Here is a 21927-nt window from a genome sequence, read left to right as displayed (position 1 = left end):
GGTGAGCGCAACGACCGGTGTCGCGCTGTGCAGCAGTTCCCGGCGGACGCGTTCGGTCTGTTGTACGAAGCGTTCGTCCGGGCCGGGCGACGGGTCGCGTTTCATCCCGGCCTCCTCGTCGGTACGGGCTGTCCCCTGCTGCCGTTCACCATGGTGCCAGTGCCGTGTGCCAGTGGGCGCGATCGCGAAGGTGCTGGCCGGGCTGGGTGTGGCCCGGCCAGTAGTAGCCGTCGTACTCGTCGTAGTTCTGGGTGGAGTAACCGCCGTTGTCAGCGATCTCGACGTGCCAGTGAATGTCCCACGGGCCGCCGGAGTCGTGCACGAGGGTCATGCCGGTGGTCAGTACGGCACCCCGTATTGATTGGCGCCGCCGCGAACATTAATAGTTGTGAATGCGCTTGGACAAGGCTCGCTCCCCCAGTTCGGGCTGTCAGCCGCGCGTACGGCGTAGCCAGTCCTGGGTGAGCGATCGCAGCAGGGTGGGTTGTTCGTACGGTAGGTAGTGTCCGGCCGCGTCGATCACGGTGTAGGTGCCGCGCGGGTAGCGGCGCATGGCGCGGAACTGGTCGGCGTACCCGACGATCCGGTCCTGTCGGCCGGTGATCACGCTGACCGGGCCGTCGAAGACGACCTCGGTGTTCTCGTCGGGTAGCGCGTAGTCAGGGCCGCTCTGCAACTGCTGTTGGAAGGTCGGGTCGCCGGGGCCGCCGGAGGTCAGTGCCGCGAGCACCGTCGCGACGACGGTTGGGGTGCGGTGGCCCAGGGCGGCGTCGAGGTGTGCGTGCAGTTCGGTGGGAGCGGTGTCGAGCCAGCCTGTGGGTGCGTCGAGTGGTGGTTGGTCGGGCAGGTCCCGGCTGGGGCGGGCGATGGTGACACCGGGACAGAGCAGGAGCAGGCCGGCGACGAGGTCGGGTCGTTGGCGGGCGATGCCGGCGGCCAGGTACGCGCCGTAGGAGCTGCCGGCGGCCAGGACCGGTGCGTCGACGTGGTGGTCGAGCCAGGCGCAGACGGTGTCCAGCATCGACTGGGAGGTGGGTGGGCAGTTCGCGGGGGTGTCTCCGTGGCCGGGTAGGTCCAGGTAGATCTCTCGTAGGCCGGCGTCCGCGAGGGCGGGGCTGAGGGCGGCGGCTGTGGCGGCGCGGCTCATGCTGAACATGGGTAGGCACACCACGGCTGGTCCGGTGTCCGCTGACTGGTCGTACGCCAGGTTCATGGAGGCGTCCTCGCTGGGGATGGCTGTGTGCTCCAACATCTCATGCCCGGTGAGGTCGGGGCGGGTTGCCGGACGTGAAAGCGGTGTGCGACATCGGCGTGGGCTGTCTACAGTGGTGCGCTCTGGCCGCCGCCGTTCGCCGCGAACGGCGGGGTCGCACATCATCACGGGGGAACACCTTGACGAGTAAGCCTGTCCGTATTGTGGTTGGCCTGGTCGCGACCGTTGGCCTCGTTGTGGGCTGCCAGCCTGCCGAGAAGGAGAGCGCGGGGGCCGCCGCGCCGTCGCCGACAGTGGCGCCCAGCCCGACCGTCGACGTGGCGGCGAACAGCAAGCAGGTCTGCGACGCCAGTCTCAATTTTGTCAAGAAGCACTACATCGCGATGGCCGACGACGCGATCGCCGCCATCGACAAGCCGGTCAGCGCGAAGGAGGCGGGCGTGAAGGTTCGCGGCCACTACACGGCGCTGTTGCAGGACCTCAAGGCGGCGGCGCCGAGCGCTGCCGATCCGCAGGTGCGGACCGCGTTGGAGACCCTGGCTGCCGGGGTGGAGAAGCACCTGGCCGGTCCGAAGGCCGCCGAGATCGAGGCGCCGGATCTCGACCCGCCGCTGAAGGCGTTGGACACCGCCTGCGGTCGCTGACCGTTGTGGGCACCGGCCGGGTCGGCCGGTGCCCACGAACGTCGTGCGCCGGGGGTAGGGCTCAGATCCAGGGCACCTGTGGGGACGGGTAGAAGTCGACCTGTTGCAGTCGCCAGCGGGGTGCCTGCTTCCCCAGTCGGGTTCGGAACGATTCCCAGTCGTGGCTGGCGGTGGTGGACCAGCCGAGTTCGGCGATCGCGGGTAGGCGGGGGAAGGCCATGTATTCGATGTCGTCCAGGGTGCGCAGCGTCTCGGACCACAGTGGGGCCTCGACGCCGAGGATGGCGTTCTCGCCGACGCCGGTGACCCGGGTGGCCGGGTCCCAGCCGTAGGCGTCGGACACCTCGATCAGGCCGGCCCAGCGCAGGCCGAGGCGGGTGTTGGCGTCGTACTTCATGTCCAGGTATGCCTTGTTCGCCGGCGACATGATGATCTTGTTGCCGCGGGCGGCGGCCGCGGCGAGGCTGGCGTTGGTGGTGCCGGTGCCCCAGAACTGGGCGACGACGTCGGTGGACAGGTCGGCCTGGGTGATCTCGTTCCATCCGGAGGCGCGCTTGCCGTACTTCGCGACCAGGGGCAGGACGCGGTTCATGAAGGTGCGGTAGTCCTCGTCGGTGGTGGCGTGGGCTTCGTCGCCGCCGATGTGCAGGAATGGTCCGGGGGTGATGGCGGCGAGTTCGCGGATGACGTCCTCGACGAAGCGGTAGGTGAGTTCGTCGTTGATGCAGAGGGAGCTGTAGCCGACCGCGATGTCGGTGCGCGGGGCCGGTGCGACGCCGTCGCAGTTGAGTTCGGGGTACGTCGACTGGGCGGCGTTGGTGTGCCCGGGCATGTCGATCTCGGGGATGATCGTGATGTGTCGTGCGGCGGCGTAGGCGACGACGGCCTTGTAGTCGGCCTTGGTGAGGTATCCGGGGCCGACGCCGTCGACTCCGGTGCCGGGTCCGCCGCCGACGGTGGTGAGGCGGGGCCAGGAGTCGATCTGGATGCGCCAGCCCTGGTCGTCGGTGAGGTGCAGGTGCAGGTAGTTGATTTTGTACTGGCTGAGCAGGTCCACGTAGGCGGTGATGTCGTCGACGGTGTGGAAGTGGCGTGCGAGGTCGAGCATCGCGCCGCGGTAGGCGAAGCGTGGGTAGTCGATGATTCGTCCGCCGGGGACTGTCCAGGTGGTCCGCTGCCGGTCGGGTGCCTCGATGTCGGCGGGGAGCAGTTGGCGCAGGGTCTGGGTGCCGGCGAACAGCCCGGCGGGGGTGTTGGCGCGGATTGTGACGCTGCGGCGGGTGACGTCGAGTTGGTAGCCCTGTTGGCCGATGCGGTCGTCGGCGCCGCCGATGAGCAGGGCGATCTCGGGTAGCGGGGTGGAGCGTACGGGCAGGACGGGCAGGGGGTGGCCGGTGGCGGGGCGCAGTGTGGTGGCGAGTTGGTGACCGATGCGCCGGGCGGCGGCTGAGCCTGGGGTGGTGCGGATGACGGTCAGGGGGGTGATCCGGAAGGTGTTGTGCGCGTCGGGGTGGGTTTCGACGGGTGCGGGGATGACGTCGCTGAGGTGTCGGGTTGGTGCGGTGGGTGTCGCGGCGGCGGCGGGCGTTGCGGGCAGGATGACTGGTAGCGCGAGTGCGGCTATGGCCAGCAGCCGTGTGGTGGTGTGTCGGCGACGCACGGTACCTCCAGGCCTCGTGATGATCGACCTTCGTCGATTAGAGTCGCAGGCTACCGGCGTTTCGCCTGCACTGTAAACCTTCCTTAACGTAGGGGTTCGTCGAGACAGTGTTGTCGCCGACCTCACGTACGCCGCACGCTGGGGAATTCCTGGAGTGGGTCGTGCCGTTGTCCGTTCGGAAGATCAGGTTCGGATGATCGAATGGGAAGTGCCATGCACGTGCGCTCAGACGCGGTAGTGCTGTTCGGCGTCACGGGAGACCTCGTCTCGAAGAAGCTGTTTCCGGCGCTGTACGAGTTGACCCGGCGCGACCGCCTCGACGTTCCGGTGATCGGCGTGGCCCGCTCCGCCTGGGATGATCAGCAGTTGGTCACCATGGCCCGCAAGTCGGTCACCGAGGCCGATGACGAGATCGACGACGAGACCTTCGATCGGCTGGCGGACAACCTCTCGATGATCTCCGGCAACTACGCGGACCCGACGACGTACCAGCGGCTGGCTGAGCGGCTGCGCGACGCCGAGCGGCCGGTGTTCTACCTGGCGATCCCTCCGGCGGTGTTCGGCTCCGTCGTCGAGGGCCTGGCGGCCGTGGGCCTGGCCGACCGGGGTCGGGTGATCGTGGAGAAGCCGTTCGGGCGTGACCTGGAGTCCTCCCGCGAGCTGGATCGCACCCTGGGCGCGGCCTTCGCGCCGGAGCGGGTGTTCCGCATCGACCACTACCTCGGTAAGGAAGCCGTCGAAGGTCTCTACGCCTTCCGGTTCGCCAACCGGCTGTTCGAGCCGCTGTGGAACAACGAGCACATCGACAACATCCAGGTGACCCTCGCCGAGGGTTTCGGCACCCAGGGCCGGGCCGGGTTCTACGACACGGTGGGCGCGACCCGGGACGTGCTGCAGAACCACATCCTTCAGGTCGTCGCGCTCATCGCGATGGAGGCGCCGGCCAGCGATGACACCACGGCGTTCCGGGAGGCGGAGGCCGCGGTGCTGCGGCAGATCGCACCGCTGTCGCCGGAGTCCACCGTCCGGGGGCAGTACGCCGGCTACCGCGACGAGCCGGGCGTGGCGGCGGACTCGAACACGGAGACGTTCGTGGCGACCAGGTTGACTGTCGACTCCCCCCGCTGGGCGGGCGTGCCGTTCTACCTGCGCACCGGCAAGTCGCTGCCGGGGACGGCGACGGAGGTGGTGGTCGAGTTCAAGCAGCCGCAGCGCTCGCTGATCCCCGCCGAGCGGGGCACGGCGAGGGCCGCGAACCTGCTGCGTTTCCGCCTGGGGCGTGGCGACGGCATCACCATGTCGATCCAGGCGAAGAGCCCGGGTGCCGAGGTGGCGAGCCGTCCGGTGGATCTGTCCGTCGACTTCGGCTCGGCCCTCGGTCGCCGGCAGGAGGCGTACGAGCGGCTGCTCGACGACGCGATGGACGGGCAGCACCTGCGCTTCGCGCGTGCCGAGACGATCGAGCAGGAGTGGCGCATCGTCGAGCCGATCCTGGATCTGCCGACGGCGGTGCAGTCGTACGAGAAGAGCAGCTGGGGTCCGGCGGACGCCGAGGCGCTGGCCGGCGGCTGGCACCTTCCGGACCTGCGGTAGCCGCGGCCTGATCCGCCGGCGGCTCCCTGACGGAGCGTGCCGCGCGGACGCTGACTGACCGCTCAGCTCAGCGAAACGACCGTCCGGCGACGGTGAGGTTTGCCGCTTACGAGTGCTGCGGGCACGTTGGGTGCGACGTTTCTCGTCCTCGTCGGAGAGGAAGCAGCGCATGCTTTCCGCACTCGATCGTCGGCACACCGTCGCGCCGCCCGGCTACAGCCGGTGGCTCATCCCCCCGGCGGCGTTGGCCATCCACCTCTGCATCGGTCAGGTCTACGCGACCAGCGTCTACAAGAACTCCCTGATCGCCCACTTCGACACCAGCCAGACGGCGATCGGGGTGATCTTCAGCATCGCGATCGTGATGCTCGGGTTGTCCGCCGCGGTCGCCGGGACCTGGGTGGAGGCGAACGGGCCGCGTAAGGCCATGTTCGTCTCGGCCTGTTTCTGGGCGGCGGGTTTCCTGGTGGGCTCGCTGGGCATCGCCACGAAGCAGCTGTGGCTGCTGTATCTGGGCTACGGGCTGCTCGGCGGCATCGGGCTGGGCATCGGCTACATCTCCCCCGTCTCCACGCTGATCAAGTGGTTCCCGGACCGGCCGGGGCTGGCCACCGGGTTGGCGATCATGGGCTTCGGTGGTGGGGCGATGGTCGCCTCTCCCCTGTCGCGGCAACTGTTGTCGTTCTACGACGCCGGCTACGACCCGGCCAACGCGGGGTCGACGGCGTCGGGCAGCGCCCTGGTGTGGCTGTTCGTGACCCTCGGCCTGGGCTACTTCGTGATCATGATGTTCGGGGTGGCGAACGTGCGGGTGCCGGCGCCGGACTGGCGGCCGGCCGGCTTCGACCCGGCGAGCGTGGCGGCGAAGCCGCTGGTCACCACGGCGAACGTGTCGGCGGCGAACGCGGTGAAGACCCGCTCGTTCTGGCTGCTGTGGGTGGTGCTGTTCTGCAACGTGACCGCCGGCATCGGCATCCTCGAGCAGGCCAGCCCGATGATCCAGGACTTCTTCCGCGACAACGGCACCTCGGCGGTGACCGTCGCGGCGGCCGGCGGGTTCGTGGGTCTGCTGTCGCTGTTCAACATGGCCGGCCGGTTCGTGTGGTCGTCCACTTCGGACGTCATCGGCCGCAAACCGATCTACCTGGTGTACCTGGGCGTCGGCATGGTGCTCTACGCGCTGCTGGCGCTCGTCGGGCAGACCTCGACGGCCCTGTTCGTGCTGTTGGCCTGCGTGATCCTGTCGTTCTACGGCGGTGGCTTCGCGACAGTGCCGGCGTACCTGCGGGACCTGTTCGGCACCTTCCAGGTCGGCGCGATCCACGGTCGGCTGCTGACCGCGTGGTCGGCGGCGGGGATCGCCGGTCCGCTGATCGTCAACGGGTTCCTCGACGCGCAGGGCGAGCCGGGCTCACTGACGGCCGCGGCGTACCGGCCGGCGCTGTTCACGATGGTGGCTGTGCTGGCCGTGGGCTTCGTGGCGAACCTGCTGGTGCGGCCGGTGCCGCAGCGCTACCACGAACCGTCGACGGAGCAGAACGCGCAACAGGGCGCGGATGAGAACGCGGATCGGGACGTGGACGAGGACACGACGGCGCAGAGGAGTGGTACGCGATGAGTGCGGACAGCCGACCCGGGCAGCAGGCCCGGTTGTGGATCTCCTGGTTGGTGGTGGCGGCGCTGCTCGGCTACGGAGTCGCCCAGACCGTCGTCACCGCGGCGAAGCTGTTCACCCACTGAGCCGGATCCGGCGGTCTCCGACCGCGTGAACGCCCGGCGGTCTTCGGCCGGGTGCACGCGTGGTCAGAGGCCGCCGGAGACGCGCAGCACGGTCCCGGTGGCGTACGAGGCGTCCGGGCCGAGCAGCCAGGCGATGGCGGCGGCGATCTCGTCGGGTTCGCCGGCACGGCCCAGGGGGATGCGACCGACGGCGGAGTCGGCACGGTCGGGCACCCCGGAGTCGGCGTGGATGTCGGTGCGCACGATGCCGGGGGCCACGGCGTTGACCCGGATGCCCTTCGGGGCGAGTTCCTTGGCCAGGCCGACGGTGAGGGTGTCGGTGGCGGCCTTCACGGCGGCGTAGTGCACGTACTCCCCCGGGCTGCCGAGGGTCGCGGCCGCCGAGGAGACGTTGACGATCGCCCCGCCGTCGGTGAGCCGCCGGGCGGCCTGTTGGGCGCAGAGGACGTAGCCGACGAGGTTGACGTCGACGACCCGGCGCAGATCCTCGACGCGCAGCTCGGTGAACGGCCCGATCAGGCTGGTGACGCCGGCGTTGTTGACCAGGCCGGTGAGCGGGCCGAGCTGCGCGGCCGCGTCGAACAGGGCGTGCACCTGCTCGGGGTCGGTGGTGTCGGCGCGTACCGCGACGGCCTGTGCGCCGGCGGCCCGCACGTCGGCCAGGACGGCGGTGGCGGCGGCCTCGTCGCGGCGGTAGCACAGGGCGACGTGGTGACCGGCGGCGGCGAGCCGGCGGGCGGTGGCCGCGCCGATGCCCCGGCCGCCGCCGGTGATGACGGTGACGGGTGCCACTGTTGCCTCCCGGGGAGTCTGACGGCTGCGCGATGGTCGTGCCGACGCTACCGTGACCGGCGCGGGTCGGTCGTCCAGAGGACCCGGTGACGATCGGCGCGCGCCGCTTCGTCGACGATCGGATGTGCTCGACTGTGAACGCGGACCTGGCGGCGCACGCGCGCAGGGTGCTGGTGCTCGCGCCGACGTCGACGGCGTTCGGGCCGATGCCACGGCTGTCGGCGCAGGTGGGCGCCTTGCGGGCGGCCGGGTCGCGGGTGGTGGTGCTGACGCCGGACGCGGCGGCGCGCACGGCGATCGGCCGCAATGCGCTGGACCCGGCCCGGTGCGCCGCGACGCGGGCCGGGCGGACCCAGGCCGACGAGGTGGCGGCGCTCTGGGCGTGATCGCTTACGCTCACCGCGCTGTCGATCAGACGATGGAGGTGTGCGGTGGCGGGTGTGGGTGTCGGCGACGTGGTGCAGGATTTCGAGCTGCCGGATGAGACGGGCACGCCGCGGCGGCTGTCGGAGTTGTTGGCGGCCGGGCCGGTGGTGCTGTTCTTCTACCCGGCGGCGATGACCCGGGGGTGCACGGCGGAGAGCTGCCACTTCCGCGACCTCGCGGCGGAGTTCACGGCGTTGGGCGCGACGCGGGTGGGCATCAGCCGCGACCCGGTGGCGAAGCAGGCCGAGTTCTCGAAGCTGCACGGCTTCGACTATCCGCTGTTGTCGGACGCCGACGGCGCGGTGGCGCAGCAGTTCGGCGTCAAGCGGCGGGTGCCGTTGGGGCCGTTGAGCATGAAGCGCATGACGTTCGTCATCGGCGCTGACCAGCGGGTCATCGAGGTGATCCACAGCGAGGTCAGCATGAACGAGCACGCGGACCGGGCGCTGCGGGCGCTGGGCGGCTGAGCGAGGTGTGAGCCCGGTGCGGCGGGTGTCGCAGTCGGCTGCTATCAAGACAGCAATCAAACAGGTGTACGGAAGAGGGTTGTGATGGATGCCGGCCAGGGTTTGTCCACTAGCGAGGTGCAGAGCATCCGGGAGTCGTTGGCGGCCGGGCGTAAACCACGGGTGGTGTTCACCGCGTCGGCGGGGCAGATCGCCGGTCAGGTCGGTCAGGTGATCGAGCTGACCGACCCGGAGGTGTCCGACGAGTTCGTGGTGGTGCGCTTCGGTCGCGACGAGTTGCCGTTCTCCCCCGCCGACCTGGCCGTGGCGCCCAAGGGCGTCACCCGTCGGGTGGTGGAGCCGAAGCCGGAGCCCGAGCCCGAGCCGCCAGCGGTGGCCGCGCCGGAGTTCGTTTTGGACACGCCGCGGGTGCCCGCGCAGCGACAGGAGGAGCCGAAGGTGGAGCAGACGGAGAAGCCGCCGGCGCGGCGGGCGGTCAAGGCCGTCAAGCCGAAGGGCCCCGCGGGCCTCACCGTGACCTTGGCGTACGCCGACGGTGAGTGGACCGTCGCCGCGCAGCAGGGCAGCAAGGCCCTGGCGAAGCCGTACGTGGTGAAGCCGGCGGAGGCGTTGAAGATGGTGGCCCTGGTCGACGTGCCGGGGGTGCAGGAGGCGGTGGAGCAGATCCTCGGCACCGAGCGGGCCGAGGCGGAACAGCAGGCCGAGAAGCTGCGCGCCGAGCTGGCCGAGATCGAGGCGCGGCTGGCGGAGCTGCGCGAGGCTCGCTGAGGCGGGTCAGTTCCGGCTGTGGTGGCGCAGCAGTCGGGTGAGCAGTCGCGTCAGCTGCTCGCGCTCGGTGGCGGACAGCGGGGCCAGCAGGTCGGCTTGGACGCGCTCGAGGGTCGCGCCCATCCGGCGGGCCTCGTCGGCGCCGGCGTCGGTGGCGCTGATGACGTTGCGGCGGCGATCGGCCGGGTCGGGGGCACGCACCACGAGCCCTCGGCCGGCCAGGTCGTTGATGGCGGCCACCACGTCGCTGCGGTCGATGCCGCAGCGCCGGCCGAGGTCGGCCTGGCTCGCAGGCCCGTCCTCGGCCAGGGTGGCGAGCAGGCGGTAGTGGTAGCCGCGCAGGTCGTGCGCGGCGAGGCCCTCGCTGAGCAGGCGGGCGGCGTGACCGGCGGTCTGGTTGAGCAGCCAGCTCGGGGTGGTGCTGAGCCCGGCGGGTGACTGCGGGGCCGCGTTGTCCATGTGGCGCAGTCTACCAGGGATCGTTGGCGCGACCCACGATCGGATGTTACGTTGGTGAGACCAACGTTGGTTCTGCCAACGTGTCGAAGGAGGCGTCATGTCCACCATCCCCACCCTCAACGGCCAGGTCATCGGCCAGGCCCACTACGCCACCCGGGCCCTGCTCGAACGGGCCACCGCTGCCCTCGGCGTCGAGTTCAACCAGTTGCTCGCCCTCAATGTCCTCGCCAACGGCCCGACCGAACGCGCTCACCTCACGCACCGGATCACCAGCACCCTCAAGGTCGACGAGCAGGAAGTGCAACGGGTGCTCACCACCCTCGTCGACGCGAACCTCGCCCAGGCCGACCACGACGCCGACGCCCCACGGCTACGGCTCACCGACGCTGGTCACGCCGTGCAGGCCCGCATCGCCGACGCCGTCGCGAACATCAGCGCGCGCCTCTACGCGGACATCCCCGCCAACGAGGCGAGCGCCGCCGCCCGCGCGCTGTCCCTGGTCACCCAGCGCGCCAATGCCGAACTGGCCGCGACCCCGACCTGACGGGCAAGAGCGCGACGGTGCGCGGGTCCGGTCCTGCCCCGCGCACCGGGCCGGACCCGGCCAACCTGTCCGTGGCCCACGTGCAGGATCCGGCCAACCTGTCAGCGGCCCACGTGCCGGGTCCGGCCGGTCAGAAGTAGTCGAGTAGCTGCGCCGGGCCGCCGACGCCCAGCAGGTCCAGGGCGGCCGGGTCGGCGTCACCGGCACCATGCAACAGGCCGGCCTGCGCGACCGAGCGCGCCTGCGCCGCCCCGGCGTAGAGCAGGGCGAAACCGCGCACGTCCAACCGCAGGTCGGCCTCGCCGTCGACCCGGGTCAGCTCGGCCGCGCCGTCGGCGACGGTCAACCGCCAGGTACCGGTGTTCCACTCGGCGAGCGCGTCGGTGAGGCCGAAGTCGACGACGCCCCGGGCGTGGACGGGCCACCCCCGCGCGCTCACCGCGCGGACGACGTCGACCGGTCGGTGCATCCACAGGTCCCGCTCGTGGTCGCGGGCCGACTCCAACGGCAGGTGAGGGCTGACGGCGTCGCCGTCGAGGGGGCACAGCCGCACTGTGGGCGCGACGCTTGCCCAACTGCCGAGCACCCCGACGATCTCCCGGGCGGCCTCGGGGGTGACGGCCAGGGCCTCGTCGACGGTGAGCACGGAGTCGGCGCCGTAGCCCCGGCCCCGCTGCCAGGTGGCGTAGCCGACCAGGTCGCCGTCGCGCTCGACGAGGGTGAGACCGTCGCCGGGCAGACCGCGGTCGGCGGCGAAGAAGTCGTACAGCTCACCCCGGCGGGTCAGCATGCCGTTGCGGTGCCGGGTGACCCGCTCGTACAGGTCGGTGACGGCGGGCAGGTCGGCCACCGTGCCGGCCCGCACCACCAGATCCGGGCAGGGCCGGTGCCGGGGCAACGCGGCGGTGGCCAGATCGACGGTACGCAGCACACCGGCGGCCTCCCACCCGCAGGCCCGGTACGGGGCGGCGACGGTCGGGTAGAGCGCGCTGACCGCCGCCCCACGCTCGCGCGCGCCCTGCAGCAGGGCGGTGAGCAGGGCCCGAGCCACGCCCCGACCACGGGCCTCGGGAGCGACCGCCACCCCGGCCACGTCGGCGGCCGACACCGCCCGGCCCGACCACCACTGGTCGTGGTGCAGGTCGACTGCCTTGCCCACGAGCCGACCGGCGTCGTCGAACGCGCCGTACCGGGTCAGGCCGGCGGGCGTGGCGGTGGTCTGCGCGGGCCGCTGCGGGTCGGAGCCGAACGCGAACCGGCCCAACTCCCAGGCGGCGTCGAGGTCGTCGGCGGTGAGTTCGCGTACGTGCACAGTGGCGGGCATCGGCACACCGTAGCGAGGCCGCTCCGCACCAACAGCCAATTTACCGCCGCCATGATCAACCCGCCACGCGATCTTGCAGTTTCTGTCGCGGCATACGGGGCATTCCACGCATCACGGCGACCAAAACTGCAAGATCGGCGGGGTGTCGGGTGCGACACCGCGTTGGTCAGTGCTGCGGGATGTTGGCTACGCCGATGCGCTTGCGGAACACCCAGTAGGTCCAGCCCTGGTAGGCGAGCACCACCGGAGTGAAGATCACCGCCACCCAGGTCATGATCTTCAGGGTGTACGGGGTGGACGCGGCGTTGGTGGCCGTCAGCGTGCCGGCCGCGTCCAGGGTGGAGGGCAGCACGTTCGGGAACAGCGCCGCGAACAGGGTCGCCACGGCCAGACCGATCGCCACGGCGGTGCCGGTGAACGCCCATCCCTCCCGGCGTACCCGGGCGGCGGCCAGAGCGCCGAGCAGGGCGAGGGCCGCGCCGACGGCGAGCACGACGGCGGCCGCGCTGGAGCGGATGCTCAACGTCCAGGTCAGGAACCCGACCGCGAGCACGGCGGCGCCCACACCCAGGCGCACGGCGAGCGCGCCCGCGCGCTCGCGGATGTCGCCGGTGGTCTTCAGGGCGAGGAACACCGCGCCGTGGGTGAGGAACAGCGCGAGGGTGGTCGCGCCGCCCAGCAGGGCGTACGGGTTGAGCAGGTTCAGCAGGCCGCCGACGTACTCGTGGTCGGCGTCCAGTGGCACGCCGCGCAGGATGTTGGCGAAGGCGACGCCCCACAGGATCGCCGGCAGCAGCGAGCCGACCACGATCGCCGCGTCCCACCGGCGCTTCCAGGACGCCTCGGGGCGCTTGTGCCGATACTCGAAGGCGACCCCCCGGGCGATCAGGGCCAGCAGGATCAGCAGCAGCGGCAGGTAGAAGCCGGAGAAGAGGGTGGCGTACCACTCGGGGAACGCGGCGAACATGGCGCCACCGGCGGTGATCAGCCACACCTCGTTGCCGTCCCAGACCGGGCCGATGGTGTTGATCAGGACGCGGCGCTCCCGGTCGTCGCGGCCGAGCACGGGCAGCAGCATGCCGACGCCGAAGTCGAAGCCCTCCAGGATGAAGTACCCGGTGAACAGCACGGCGACGAGGAGAAACCAGATGGTGGTCAGTTCCACGATGGGCTCCGGGATCAGTAGGCGAAGGCGAGCGGGCGCTCGGCGTCGTCGGTGTCGTCGGTGGGGGGTTGCTCGCTGACGTCCGGCACGCCGGCCTTGGCGTAGCGCAGCAGCAGCTTGACCTCGATCACGGCGAGGGTGGCGTAGATCAGCGTGAAGGCGGTGAACGAGGTGAGCACCTCGGCCAGCGAGACGCTGCGGGACACCCCGTTGCGGGTGAGCATCTCGCCGAAGACGATCCACGGCTGACGGCCCATCTCGGTGAAGATCCAGCCGAAGGAGTTGGCCAGCAACGGCAGCACCGGCATGGCCAGCCCGGCGCGCAGCAGCCACTTGCTGCTCGGGGTGCGGCCCTTGCGCTGACTCCAGAGCACCAGCAGGGCGATCGCGCCGGCCGCCATCCCGAAGGCGATCATGAAGCGGAAGCTCCAGTAGGTGACCGGGATGATCGGGGTGTAGCTGCCCGCGCCGTACTGGGTGGCGTACTGGGCCTGGAGGTCGTTGATGCCGTGCACGGTGCCGTTCGGGTCGCCGGTGCCCAGGTAGGACAGCAGGTACGGGATCTTGATGGCGAACACCTCGCGGCTGCCGTCCAGGCTGCCGATGGTGAGCACGGAGAACGAGGCGGGGCTCTCGGTGGTGTAGAGGCCCTCGGCGGCGGCCATCTTCATCGGCTGCACGTCCGTCATGATCTTGCCCTGGATGTCGCCGGTGAACAGCACGGCCGCGGAGGCGACCAGGACCACCCAGGAGCCGAACTTGGTGGCGAAGCGGTACGCGCCGGCGTCGGCGGAGTCGCGGTTGCGGATGACGTGCCACAGGCCGACCGCGACGATCAGCGACCCGGCGACCAGGAACGAGCCGGCCAGGGTGTGCGGGAAGGTGATCAGGGCGACCTTGTTGGTCAGCACGGCCGGGAAGTCGGTCAACTCGGCGCGCCCGCTGTCGGGGTTGATCCGGTAGCCGACCGGGTTCTGCATGAACGAGTTCGCCGCGAGGATGAAGTACGCGCTGAGGTTGGTGCCGATCGCGGCGGCCCAGATGCTGGCCAGGTGCGCCCGCTTGGGCAGCCGGTCCCAGCCGAAGATCCACAGGCCGATGAAGGTGGATTCGAGGAAGAACGCGACGAGCGCCTCGATGGCCAGGGGTGCGCCGAAGACGTCCCCGACGAAGCGGGAGTAGTCGCTCCAGTTCATGCCGAACTGGAACTCCTGCACGATGCCGGTGACCACGCCCATGGCGAAGTTGATCAGGAACAGCTTGCCGTAGAACTTGGTGAGCTTGAGGTAGCGCTCGTTGCCGGTGCGGTGCCACATGGTCTGCAGGATGGCTACCAGCACGGAGAGGCCGATGGTCAGCGGTACGAAGAGAAAGTGGTAGACGGTGGTGACACCGAACTGCCAGCGGGCAACGTCCAACGCGTCCACCTGAAAACCCCCAGCCATCCGTACTACGAGACGTAGTAAATACTACTGCTCGTCGTAGAAGGTTGGACGGCCCGCACCCTCCCGGGACCAATGACCCTGATCACCCGACCCGCCCTCGCGGCCCCGCCGCCGCGTGCGACGATGGCGCGCTGATGAACACCGCACACACCACCTGGCGGCCGCCGCTGATCTGGCGCGCAGCCCTGCTGCTGGCCCGGGGCCTGGTCGGCCTGCTCGCCCGCCTCGAGGTCACCGGCGACGTCCCGGCGTACCTGCGTCGCGGCCCGCTGGTGCTGGCCGCCAACCACATCAGCCCGTTCGACCCGGTGGTCATGGCCGCCGCCTGCCGGACCCGTGGCGTCGCCCCGCGCATCATGGCGACCGCCGGGCTGTTCCGCGTCCCCATGTTCGGCGCCGCCATGCGCCATGCCGGGCACATCCGGGTCGACCGGGGCACCAGCGCCGTGCACCGGGCCCTCGACGACGCCGCCACTGCCGTCGCGCGCGGCTCGGTGATCCTCATCTACCCGGAGGGACGCATCGGCCTGGACCCCGGCCTGTGGCCCGAACGCGGCAAGACCGGCGCCGCCCGCCTCGCCCTGGCCTGCGGCGCCCCGGTCGTTCCGGTCGCCCAGTGGGGCTCGCACGAGGTACTGCCCTACCAGGCGCCGCGCGGAATGCTGCGTGGCATCGCCCGCTCGCTGTGGCGTCGACCGGTGATCCGGGTGCACTTCGGCACCCCCGTCGACCTGGGCGAAACGGCGGCGGCCAACCCCGGCGCGGCCCGCCGGGCCACCGACCGGATCATCGACGCGCTCACCGACACCCTCGCCCCGCTGCGCCCCGACGAGCCGGACCGGCCGCGCCACGTCGACCCGGGCCGCCCGAGCGACCCCAGTCGCACCCACCGCCGCCGGTCGAACTGAGCCACCACGGCGCGTGCGGTCCCCTGCTTCCAGTGTGTCTGAGGGGCGGCTGGGGCGAGTGATGGCCGGGTTGTCCTTTGCTCTGCACCCGCGGGTGCGACGGCTACGGTCTGCGACCGGTGCGAATCGGGGTGCAGAGCAAAGGGGACGGCCTGTGGCCTGTGCACCCCTTCACGCCGGCAGGCCACCGCACGGGGGCAGCCGGTGATCAAGGGAATCTCCCCGCCGGCCATCCGCCGGCCACCAACCGCAGGCATACTGCGTCGCGTGTTGACCCGATTCGGCTACCTCGACGCGCCCGCGCCGCTGGCGTTCGCCCACCGTGGCGGCGCCGCCGAGGGCGACGAGAACACCATCGAGGCGTTCGCCCGGGCCGTCGGGCTGGGCTACCGGTACGTGGAGACCGACGTGCACGCCACAGCGGACGGCGTGGCGGTGATCTTCCACGACCCGACGCTGCTCCGGGTCACCGGTGAGGCGGGGCGCATCGCCGAGATGAGCTGGGCCGACCTCGCCTCGGTACGCGTCGGCGGCGCTGCCGTCGTACCCCGGCTCGACGAGGTGTTGGGGGCGTGGCCGCAGGTCCGCTTCAACATCGACGTGAAGGCCGACGGCGGCGTCGAGCCGACGGTCGCGACAGTGACCCGGGCCGGCGCCGGCGACCGGGTGCTGCTCGCCTCGTTCAGCGACGCCCGGCTGACCCGGCTGCGCGCGCTCACCGAGGGCCGGGTCGCCACCAGCCTGGGCATGCGCGGCGTCGCCCGGCTGCGGCTGGCCTCCCTGCACGGGCGTCCGCTGCGGCTGCCGCCGTCGGTGGTCGCCGCGCAGGTGCCGCCGCGCTACGGGCGGGTGCCGGTGGTGGACCGCCGGTTCCTCGACTACTGCCACCGCATCGGCCTGCAGGTGCACGTCTGGACGATTGACGAACCCGCCCAGATGCACGAGTTACTGGATCGTGGCGTGGATGGCATCATGACCGATCACGTCGGCGTGCTGCGCGACGTCTACCGCAGCCGCGGCCACTGGGCCGCCTGAGGATCGAAGGACCCCCGATGGCCGAGACCGTGACCCCCACGGTGGACGACACGTTGCCTCCGGCGAGCACTCGCCGGGAGCGGCGCGGCTGGTACATCTACGACTGGGCCAACTCCGCGTTCCAGACCACAGTCATCACGGTGTTCCTGGGCCCGTTCATCACCACCGTCGCCGAGTTGGCCGCCGGGTGCGAGTTGGGCGCGGACACCTGCGACGGGTACGTGTACCCGCTGGGTATCCGGGTGGCGGCCGGGTCCTACTACCCGTACCTGATCTCGCTGTCGGTGTTCCTCACCGTGTTCGTGCTGCCGGTGATCGGGGCGATCGCCGACCGGTCGGCGCACAAGAAGCGGCTGCTCGGCGGCGCCGCGTTCACCGGCGCCGGCGCGACCATCGCGATGATCTTCGTCACCGGTGACCGCTACCTGCTCGGCGGGGCGCTCTTCCTGGTCGCCAACATCTCCTTCGGCGCGGCCGTCGTGGTCTACAACTCGTTCCTGCCGCAGCTCGGCGGACCCGACGAACGCGACGGCATCTCCAGCCGCGGTTGGGCGCTGGGCTACCTGGGCGGTGGTCTGCTACTGGCGTTCAACCTGGTCGCGGTCACCCTGTTCAGCGAGGACGACAACCCGCAGCGCACCCTGGACCTGGCCCGCTGGTCGATCGTCTCCGCCGGGGTGTGGTGGGCGGTGTTCACCCTGGTGCCGCTGCGCTGGCTGCGGGAACGCCCCAGCAGGGCGGCGGCGCTGGCCCGGCGGGGCAACGTGCTCACCGACGGGTTCCGGCAGCTGGGCCACACCCTGCGGGAGATCAAGGCGTACCCGTTGACGCTGTTCTTCCTGCTGGCGTTCCTGGTCTACAACGACGGCATCCAGACCGTCATCACCCTGGCCAGCCAGTACGGCACCGAGGAGCTGCGGCTGGACCAGAGCACCCTGATCATCACCATCCTGCTGGTGCAGTTCCTCGCCTTCGGAGGCGCGTTGGGCCTCGGCGCGTTGGCCCGACGCATCGGCGCCTGGAAGACAGTGCTGCTCAGCCTGGTCCTCTGGACCGGTGTGATCATCGGCGCGTTCCGGCTGCCGGCCGAGGCACCGGTGCCGTTCATGGTCCTCGGCGCGGCCATCGGCCTGGTCCTCGGCGGCAGCCAGGCGCTGAGCCGGTCGCTGTTCAGCCAGCTCATCCCGGCCGGGAAGGAGGGCGAGTACTACGGCTTCTACGAGATCAGCGACAAGGGCACCAGCTGGCTCGGCCCGCTCGCCTTCGGCCTGGTGTTCCAACTCACCGCCTCGTACCGGGTGGGCCTGGTCTCACTGCTGATCTTCTTCGTGGTCGGGTTCCTGCTCCTCGCCGCCGTGCCGATCCGCCGGGCCATCGTGGCCGCGGGCAACACCCCACCGCGGGTGCTCTGAGCACGGGTCCCGCGCCCGACCGATCCGGGTCGGTCAATGGGCTAGGCTGCCCGACCGTGACCGACGACGCCGCCACCGCCCCGACCTGCCTGGCCCACCCGTTCCCCGGCCAGCCACACGCCCCGGCCGGGTGCGCGGCCGCGCGTGGGCTCGACGGGCGTCCGGTGCACGCGGCGGCGTTGAAGTTCTTCTGGGGGCCGATGGACTGCGGCAAGTCCACGATGGCGTTGCAGATGAACTACAACCACGCCCGGCAGGGCCGGCGCGGGCTGGTCACCACCCGCATCGACCGGTCGCTGGGACCGCAGGTCACCACCCGCATCGGCCTGGCCCACGAGGCCATCGAGGTCACCGACGACCTGGACCTGCGGGCCCTGGTGCGGGGCCGGTGGGCCGACGGGGTACGCGTCGACTACCTGATTTGCGACGAGGCGTGCTTCTACACCGTCGAGCACGTCGAGCAGATGGCCGAGCTGGTCGACAGCTACGACGTCGACGTGTTCGCGTTCGGCCTGGCCACCGACTTCCGCTCGCGGATGTTCCCCGCCGCGCAACGCCTGTTCGAGCTGGCCGACGAGGTGGCCCGCATCCAGGTCGAGGTGCTCTGCTGGTGCGGCCGCGAAGGGCTGCTCAACGCCCGCGTCGTCGACGGGCGGGTCGTCCGTGAGGGCGCCCAGGTCGTCATCGGCGACACCGTCGACACCGCCGAGGTGCGCTACCAGGTGCTCTGCCGCCGGCACTACCGCAGCGGCGACCTCGGCCCCCGCGACTGAGCGGACAACCCATCACCCTGCCAGTGGTTCGCTGCCCGAAAGACGCGCCGGTCACCGCGCGGCCGCCGGTGACCGGAACCGGTCGGTCAGGATCACGGCGACAGTCACCGCCAACGCCACAGCGGCGCACACCGCGACGGGTGCCTCCAGCACCACACCTACCGGCATCAGCGCCAGCAGGACCGCCACCGCCGTGACCCGGCTGATCGGCAGGGTCCGCCACAACAGCGCCTTGTAGGCGGCGTGCCCGGCCAGGAACAGCGCGGGACCACCCAGGGTGAGCAGCACGTCGACAGTGGCGACCGGCGCGCCGGGCTCCCGCAGCAACCGCTCGTCGGCCGCCGACGTGACGACGACACCGGCGACGATCACCGGGTGCAGGAAGTTGAACGCGACCCGGCTCAACGCGCCGGTGCGCTCCCCGGCCTGGGCGATGAACTCCGTGGCGGCCGGGGCCGAGCGGGCGAAGTACACCCACCACAGCGCCACCGAACCGCCGAACGCCAGCAGGAACGCCCCGGACGTCACCAGGTCCACGTGCGACGTGAGGGTGCTGCCGGTGACCAGGATCGACTCCCCCAGCGCGATCAGGACGAACGCCGCGCACCGTTCGGCCAGGTGCCCACCCTCCACCATCCACCGCTCGGGTCGGCTGCGCCCCCGTCGTGGCAGCGGATAGCCGATCGACAGGCCGACCACCTCGATCACGATCACCGCCGTCCACACCGCGTCCCGGGCGGCACCGCCGACCAGGCCACCGATGACCACGAGCACCGACGTCCCGGTGATCCACGGCAGCGACTGCTGAAATCCGGCCACCAACCACGGGCTGCCCTGCACCGCCCACAACGCGAACACGGTGCGGCCCACCTGCACGGTGACGTAGACCAGCGCGAAGAGCCGGCCGGTCGCACCGAACGCCTCCGGGATCGTCGCCGACAACAGCAGGCTGCCCAGCCCCACCCCGATCAGCATCGTCCGCACCGGCCCCTGGTCCGGTTGCAGCCAGTTGGTCAACCAGGTGGTGTAGACCCAGACGAGCCACACCAGCGCCAGCAACAGGCCGGTACGTCCCGCGCCCCGCCAGTCGAGGTGCGCGAGCAGGTAGTGCGACAACTGGGTGATGCTGAAGATGAAGACGAGGTCGAAGAAGAGTTCCGTCGAGGTGGTCGGCTGGACCCCCTCGCGTGGGCGCAGCAGCTGTGGGCGTGTCGGGGCGGCGACCGGGGGCCTAGAAGGGGTCACCGCACACCCGCCAGTTTCCGTCCTCACGGACCACCGGCAGGCGCCGTTCCTCGCTGAGCCCGCCGCTGCGGATCACCTTCACTGTCACCGTGCCGTGCGGTCGGCCGCTGCGGGTGGCGACCGACACGTCGGTGATCTCGTAGTCGGTGACCATCGGTGGTGTCCGCACCCAACTGGTGAAGCCGATCGCGCTCCACCGGCTGCGCGCGTCCTCGCAGAGCCGCTCGTACGCCCGGTCGCTGTCGCCGAGGGCCACCTCGCTGAGGAAACCGTCGGCGGTCTCCCGGATCGGGCCGGCGGCCTGCCGGACGGTCTGCAGGTTCCAGGCGCCCAACCCGGCCACCCCCACACAGCACAGCGCCACACCGAACCCGGCGAACGCCAACCCGGTGCGCATCGGGCGGTGACGCCGGGCCGGTCGGCTCCACGACTGGCCCGCACCCACGACTACCGACCGTAGAGAACACGCTCGCACCGACGGGCGACAAGCCGGAAACTGGGTGCGCCCGATGGGCGGGCGTGCCCTGTTCGCGGCGGCCTCGCATCGTCTACCGTCGGCGCACACCCCCGAGCAGTGCCAGGAGCCGATCGATGAGCCGCTTCGTGCAGCCGGTACCACCCCCCGTCGACCCGTACGCCGGCGATGGCCTGCTGCGGTCCTGGCTGGAGCGTCACCTCGGCCCGGGCGGGCACGCCGCCGCGAAGGGTCGTCTCGCGGACCTGGCCGCCGATGTGACCGGGCCACTGCGCGCGGCGCACGCCGACGCGGAGGCGCACCCGCCGACGCTGGTCCGCTACGACCCGTGGGGTGCCCGGATCGACCGCATCGACACCTCCGCCGGTTGGCAGGCGCAACGCGCCGCCGCCGCCCGGCACGCCGTGGTCGCGCTGCCCTACCTGCCGGACGCGCGGGGCACCTGGGGTGCCGCCGCGCGGGTCGTGCAACACGCCCTGCTGCACCTGTACGGGCCGGAGTCCGCGACGTTCTCCTGCCCGGTGGCGATGGCCGATGGGGCGGCGGCGCTGCTCAGCATGCCCGACGTCGATGCCACGGTCCGCGACGCGTGGCTGCCCCGGCTGATCTCCACGGACCCGGCCACGGCGATCACCAGCGGGCAGTGGATGACCGAGTCGCAGGGCGGCTCCGACTTGGGCCGCTCCAGCACACTCGGCCGGCCCGCGGCGGACGGTTCGTGGCGGCTGACCGGGGAGAAGTGGTTCTGCTCCGCCGCCGACGCGGCGATGGCGGTGGCGCTGGCCCGGCCGGAGGGCGCCGGGCGGGGCAGCCGGGTGCTCGCTCCGTTCCTCGTTCCCCGGTACGCGGTCGACTCACCGCTGGCCGACGGCGCGGCGCCGGGCGCACCCGCGCCGGGTGTCACGGTGCACCGGCTCAAGGACAAGCTCGGCACCCGGGCACTGCCCACCGCCGAGATCGGCCTGCGCGACGCGTACGCCCTCCCGCTGGGTGACGCGGCGGTGCCCGGTCTGGTCCGGGCGATGACCCTGGTCGTGGTGACCCGGGTGCACAACGCCGCGGCGGCGGCCGGCGGGATGCGACGGGGTCTCGCCTACGCCCGCGCGTACGCCGAGGTGCGGCACGTCGCCGGCGGCCCGCTGGTGTCCTCGCCTCTGCACCGGGCCACCCTGGGCACCCTCGCGGTCGACGCGGCGGGCGCGTTCGCCCTCGCTGGGCACGCCTTCGCCCTGCTCGGGCGGGTCGAGGTCGGCGCCGACCCGGAGGCCGCGGCCGAGCTGCGCATCGTGGCGCCGTTGGCGAAGCTGGCCACCGCTCGGCTGGCCGTCAGCTCCGCCAGCGAGTACGTGGAGAGCTTCGGCGGGGCCGGTTACGTGGAGGACACCGGCGTGCCCCGGTTGCTGCGCGACGCCCAGGTGCTGCCGATCTGGGAGGGCACCACAAATGTGCTGGCCCTGGACGTGCTGCGCGCGCTGACCCGGGAGGACGCCGGTGCGCCGCTGCTGAGCCGGCTGACCGCCGCCGTCGACCTGGCGCGGCCGCTGTCGCCGGTGCTGGCCGACACCCTGGCCACCGCCGCCGCGCAGTTGGAGGAGACCATCGCCGCGGTGACCGTCGACCCGGGCGCGTCGACGGTGCTCGCGGGCGCCCGCGGTCTGGCGTTGCGCCTGGCGTACGCGCTGACCACCGCGTTGCTCGTCGAGCACGCCGCGTGGGGCGACGAGCAGGCGGAGTTGGCCGCCCGGCTGTGGGCGCGCCGCTGGCTGCGGCACGAGGAGATCGCCGAGGACGCCCACCGCCACCTCGACCTGCTCTGCTGACCGGCCGGCGCGAGCGGAC

23 protein-coding genes are annotated in these 21927 nt (G+C 71.3%); 13 read left to right on the top strand and 10 right to left on the bottom strand.

From position 1 onward, the window contains the following. Positions 1-145: 145 nt before the first annotated feature. Both ABZ794_RS23965 and ABZ794_RS23960 read right to left on the bottom strand, forming a co-directional pair. Positions 146-331 (bottom strand): hypothetical protein, encoded by a 186-nt coding sequence (locus ABZ794_RS23965; protein WP_357517643.1) that lies wholly within the window; start codon positions 329-331, stop codon positions 146-148. A 99-nt stretch (positions 332-430) separates the two neighbouring features. Further along, on the bottom strand, positions 431-1252 hold the full coding sequence (locus tag ABZ794_RS23960; protein ID WP_357517641.1) for an alpha/beta hydrolase: 822 nt from the start codon (positions 1250-1252) through the stop codon (positions 431-433). A 197-nt stretch (positions 1253-1449) separates the two neighbouring features. Here ABZ794_RS23960 and ABZ794_RS23955 point away from each other — a divergent pair, with 197 nt between their 5' ends. After that, positions 1450-1857 carry a hypothetical protein gene (locus tag ABZ794_RS23955; RefSeq protein ID WP_357517639.1) on the top strand — a complete coding sequence of 136 codons (408 nt, stop codon included), beginning with the start codon at positions 1450-1452 and terminating at the stop codon, positions 1855-1857. A gap of 61 nt (positions 1858-1918) precedes the next feature. Here the strand turns inward: ABZ794_RS23955 and ABZ794_RS23950 are convergent, their stop codons facing one another. After that, positions 1919-3517: a beta-N-acetylhexosaminidase gene (locus tag ABZ794_RS23950; protein ID WP_238688943.1), complete on the bottom strand. Its 1599-nt coding sequence runs from the start codon at positions 3515-3517 to the stop codon at positions 1919-1921. 213 nt (positions 3518-3730) lie between these two features. Here ABZ794_RS23950 and zwf point away from each other — a divergent pair, with 213 nt between their 5' ends. From zwf to ABZ794_RS23935, 3 genes are all read left to right on the top strand, one after another. After that, positions 3731-5110 (top strand): glucose-6-phosphate dehydrogenase, encoded by a 1380-nt coding sequence (zwf, locus tag ABZ794_RS23945; RefSeq protein WP_210783855.1) that lies wholly within the window; start codon positions 3731-3733, stop codon positions 5108-5110. 169 nt (positions 5111-5279) lie between these two features. Further along, complete coding sequence (locus ABZ794_RS23940; protein ID WP_238688944.1) at positions 5280-6728, top strand: OFA family MFS transporter; 1449 nt, start codon at positions 5280-5282, stop codon at positions 6726-6728. Beyond that, positions 6725-6850, top strand: coding sequence for a hypothetical protein (locus ABZ794_RS23935; protein WP_255750329.1), 126 nt, complete (start codon positions 6725-6727; stop codon positions 6848-6850). Before ABZ794_RS23940 ends, ABZ794_RS23935 begins: the two co-directional genes overlap by 4 nt. Positions 6851-6913: 63 nt before the next feature. On the opposite strand, the gene ABZ794_RS23930 is transcribed toward ABZ794_RS23935, so the two are convergent. Next, a complete protein-coding gene (locus ABZ794_RS23930) occupies positions 6914-7642 on the bottom strand; it encodes an SDR family oxidoreductase (protein WP_210783857.1) in 729 nt (242 codons plus the stop codon). 86 nt (positions 7643-7728) lie between these two features. On the opposite strand from ABZ794_RS23930, the gene ABZ794_RS23925 reads away from it, so the two are divergent. From ABZ794_RS23925 to ABZ794_RS23915, 3 genes are all read left to right on the top strand, one after another. Continuing rightward, on the top strand, positions 7729-8028 hold the full coding sequence (locus ABZ794_RS23925) for a hypothetical protein (protein WP_247669342.1): 300 nt from the start codon (positions 7729-7731) through the stop codon (positions 8026-8028). Positions 8029-8073: 45 nt separating this feature from the next. Continuing rightward, positions 8074-8535, top strand: coding sequence for a peroxiredoxin (locus tag ABZ794_RS23920; RefSeq protein WP_307850541.1), 462 nt, complete (start codon positions 8074-8076; stop codon positions 8533-8535). 84 nt (positions 8536-8619) lie between these two features. Next, a complete protein-coding gene (locus ABZ794_RS23915) occupies positions 8620-9303 on the top strand; it encodes a hypothetical protein (RefSeq protein ID WP_210783858.1) in 684 nt (227 codons plus the stop codon). A 6-nt stretch (positions 9304-9309) separates the two neighbouring features. On the opposite strand, the gene ABZ794_RS23910 is transcribed toward ABZ794_RS23915, so the two are convergent. Then, positions 9310-9762, bottom strand: coding sequence for a MarR family winged helix-turn-helix transcriptional regulator (locus ABZ794_RS23910; RefSeq protein ID WP_210783859.1), 453 nt, complete (start codon positions 9760-9762; stop codon positions 9310-9312). 97 nt (positions 9763-9859) lie between these two features. On the opposite strand from ABZ794_RS23910, the gene ABZ794_RS23905 reads away from it, so the two are divergent. Further along, positions 9860-10306 carry a hypothetical protein gene (locus ABZ794_RS23905; RefSeq protein ID WP_357517634.1) on the top strand — a complete coding sequence of 149 codons (447 nt, stop codon included), beginning with the start codon at positions 9860-9862 and terminating at the stop codon, positions 10304-10306. Positions 10307-10436: 130 nt separating this feature from the next. On the opposite strand, the gene ABZ794_RS23900 is transcribed toward ABZ794_RS23905, so the two are convergent. From ABZ794_RS23900 to ABZ794_RS23890, 3 genes are all read right to left on the bottom strand, one after another. After that, on the bottom strand, positions 10437-11630 hold the full coding sequence (locus ABZ794_RS23900) for a GNAT family N-acetyltransferase (protein WP_210783861.1): 1194 nt from the start codon (positions 11628-11630) through the stop codon (positions 10437-10439). Between the two features lie 166 nt (positions 11631-11796). Next, the gene (gene cydB / locus ABZ794_RS23895; RefSeq protein WP_210783862.1) at positions 11797-12795 is read right to left on the bottom strand and encodes a cytochrome d ubiquinol oxidase subunit II; all 999 of its coding nucleotides are present in this window, start codon (positions 12793-12795) and stop codon (positions 11797-11799) included. A 14-nt stretch (positions 12796-12809) separates the two neighbouring features. Beyond that, a complete protein-coding gene (locus ABZ794_RS23890) occupies positions 12810-14222 on the bottom strand; it encodes a cytochrome ubiquinol oxidase subunit I (protein ID WP_210783878.1) in 1413 nt (470 codons plus the stop codon). 152 nt (positions 14223-14374) lie between these two features. Between ABZ794_RS23890 and ABZ794_RS23885 the strand changes: the two genes are divergently transcribed. From ABZ794_RS23885 to ABZ794_RS23870, 4 genes are all read left to right on the top strand, one after another. Further along, on the top strand, positions 14375-15148 hold the full coding sequence (locus ABZ794_RS23885; protein WP_357517631.1) for a lysophospholipid acyltransferase family protein: 774 nt from the start codon (positions 14375-14377) through the stop codon (positions 15146-15148). 267 nt (positions 15149-15415) lie between these two features. Continuing rightward, positions 15416-16183, top strand: a complete 768-nt coding sequence (locus ABZ794_RS23880; RefSeq protein WP_238688948.1) for a glycerophosphodiester phosphodiesterase — start codon at positions 15416-15418, stop codon at positions 16181-16183. A 17-nt stretch (positions 16184-16200) separates the two neighbouring features. Next, entirely contained in the window at positions 16201-17595 is a 1395-nt protein-coding gene (locus ABZ794_RS23875; RefSeq protein WP_238688949.1) for an MFS transporter, read from the top strand. Between the two features lie 164 nt (positions 17596-17759). Then, complete coding sequence (locus ABZ794_RS23870; protein WP_238688998.1) at positions 17760-18368, top strand: thymidine kinase; 609 nt, start codon at positions 17760-17762, stop codon at positions 18366-18368. A 51-nt stretch (positions 18369-18419) separates the two neighbouring features. Here the strand turns inward: ABZ794_RS23870 and ABZ794_RS23865 are convergent, their stop codons facing one another. Both ABZ794_RS23865 and ABZ794_RS23860 read right to left on the bottom strand, forming a co-directional pair. Further along, positions 18420-19613, bottom strand: a complete 1194-nt coding sequence (locus ABZ794_RS23865; protein WP_357517628.1) for a low temperature requirement protein A — start codon at positions 19611-19613, stop codon at positions 18420-18422. Continuing rightward, positions 19600-20010 (bottom strand): hypothetical protein, encoded by a 411-nt coding sequence (locus tag ABZ794_RS23860; protein ID WP_357517703.1) that lies wholly within the window; start codon positions 20008-20010, stop codon positions 19600-19602. The genes ABZ794_RS23865 and ABZ794_RS23860 overlap by 14 nt, the downstream gene beginning before the upstream one ends. A gap of 194 nt (positions 20011-20204) precedes the next feature. On the opposite strand from ABZ794_RS23860, the gene ABZ794_RS23855 reads away from it, so the two are divergent. Then, entirely contained in the window at positions 20205-21908 is a 1704-nt protein-coding gene (locus ABZ794_RS23855; protein ID WP_357517626.1) for an acyl-CoA dehydrogenase family protein, read from the top strand. Positions 21909-21927 lie beyond the last annotated feature (19 nt).

Origin of the sequence: Micromonospora sp. NPDC047187 (assembly GCF_040643355.1) — a bacterium.
GTDB lineage: Bacteria > Actinomycetota > Actinomycetes > Mycobacteriales > Micromonosporaceae > Micromonospora > Micromonospora salmantinae.
This window is presented reverse-complemented; position numbering and strand designations above follow the sequence as displayed.